This window comes from Rhodococcus sp. AC861, from assembly GCF_979256035.1.
Genome location: NZ_CEEDMW010000015.1, coordinates 1 through 847 on the forward strand (window position 1 = coordinate 1; position 847 = coordinate 847).

Below are 847 nucleotides of genomic sequence, written 5' to 3' on the forward strand. Positions count from 1 at the left end.
CCCGGCCTGAGCGCGATCTGGCGCTTCGAGAAGGCGTTCTACTACGACCGTGACCCGGTCGCGGCCCGCGCCGTCGGCGCACCGGAAGCCGTCATGGCATCGGCCGAGCGCCTGCGTATGGGCATCGACGCCCTCGAACCGGCGGTCGAGTTCTGCGTCCTCGCCGACCCCGTCTCATCCGGCGTCTACGACGTGACCGTGGTCGAACGCGGACCCGGCATCGACCCGCGCACCTCCTCTCAACGCTTCACCACCGCCGAGTCCGGCGGCACCACCTCCATCACCTCCATCACCCGCCGCTGATCCGAGCTCGACGAGAGGCACCACCCATGACCCCCGCCCCGCACCGCAGAACGGCTCGCGCCGCCGTCGCGGCCACCGCTGTCGCCGCGACACTGCTCGCCGCCGCGACCGCGCACGCCGCACCGACCACGACGGCACCCGCCGCCGGCGGGTGCGCACCGCTGCACCTGGTCGTCGTCCCCGGTACCACCGAGATCGACGAGAACAGCTCACCCGACGCCGATTCCGGGTTCTTCTCCCGGCTCACCGTCCCGGCCATGCGCGATGCCAACTCCGGCGCCGAACCCGCACTGGACCGCAGCTACGTCCCGTATCCGGCGTCGTTCGGCGGCAAACCCGGCGACCGCTCCTCCGACACCTACGCCACGTCCGTGCAGACCGGCATCGACAACGCCACCACCATGATCGGCGACATCGCCGAGAAGTGCCCCGGCACCAGGGTGTTCGTCTCCGGGTACTCCCAAGGCGGTCAGATCGCCTCCGAGGTCATCCGCGAGATCGGAGCCGGGACCGGACCCATCGACGCCGACCGGTTCGCCGGCGG

At 71.4% G+C, this 847-nt stretch carries 2 protein-coding genes; both read left to right on the plus strand.

Annotated elements, in window-relative coordinates:
- Window positions 1–303: DUF8176 domain-containing protein (locus tag AC0IX4_RS22935; protein WP_471831380.1), on the plus strand; the 303-nt coding region annotated here is incomplete at its 5' end.
- Window positions 304–329: 26 nt separating this feature from the next.
- Window positions 330–847, plus strand: a 518-nt coding sequence (locus AC0IX4_RS22940; protein WP_471831381.1) for a cutinase family protein, incomplete at its 3' end; no start/stop codon positions are given.